This is a genomic window from Vibrio sp. 1249-1, from assembly GCF_033340495.1.
Map to the genome: position 1 here is coordinate 1 of NZ_JAWOWJ010000412.1, position 777 is coordinate 777.

Here is a 777-nt window from a genome sequence, read left to right on the forward strand (position 1 = left end):
GCAAACGTCGATCAATTCTTTTGAATATTCAATTAACTCTGGTTGAGTAAATTTTTCTGTCGCTAACGGAGACTCGTAATCGAGGGTCTTCGCTGGAGAAACTACGATAAGCATGACTTTCACTTCCCTAATTTTGTTTTTTATTAGGGTACAAAAAAAGCCATGCATTGTCTGCATGGCTTTACGAATCGTCTTAATAGCTTTTAACGATAGGAGAACACTTAGTCTTTCTTAGTGTTGTCCCAAATACCGTCTTCTAGCTGAGACTTAAGCTCAGGGAAATCGTTCGCATCGAACGTTGGTACTTTACCTTCGCCTAGCTGGCGGTTGTAGTCTTTCGCCAGTTTGATCACGATGCCCGATAGCAACAGAATCGCTACCAAGTTAACAATCGCCATCAGACCCATCGAAACGTCAGCCAACGACCAAACCACAGGAAGAGACGCTAGTGCACCAAACATTACCATGCCCAGAACCACAACGCGGAAGATGCTTAGACCAGCTTTATGGTTGTGCTCCAAGAAGATCAGGTTCGTTTCTGCGTAAGAGTAATTCGCGATGATTGAAGTAAACGCGAAGAAGAAGATTGCAACTGCAACAAAGATGCCGCCCCAATCACCAACTTGCGAGCTCAACGCACGCTGAGTTAGCTCAATACCAGTAACTTCCGTTGCTTGACCTACATACTCGCCCGACATCAGGATAATCGCTACTGTTGCAGAACAGATAACGATCGTATCCATGAACACGCCTAGCATCTGTACGTAACCTTGAGAT

1 protein-coding gene and 1 pseudogene are annotated in these 777 nt (G+C 44.7%); both read right to left on the reverse strand.

The window, feature by feature from the left end; translation table 11 throughout:
- A pseudogene (locus tag R7Z50_RS26705) lies at positions 1-114 on the reverse strand (peroxide stress protein YaaA); the annotation flags it as partial.
- Positions 115-221: 107 nt separating this feature from the next.
- A partial coding sequence (locus tag R7Z50_RS26710; protein ID WP_318149643.1) for an alanine:cation symporter family protein occupies positions 222-777 on the reverse strand: 556 nt, incomplete at its 5' end.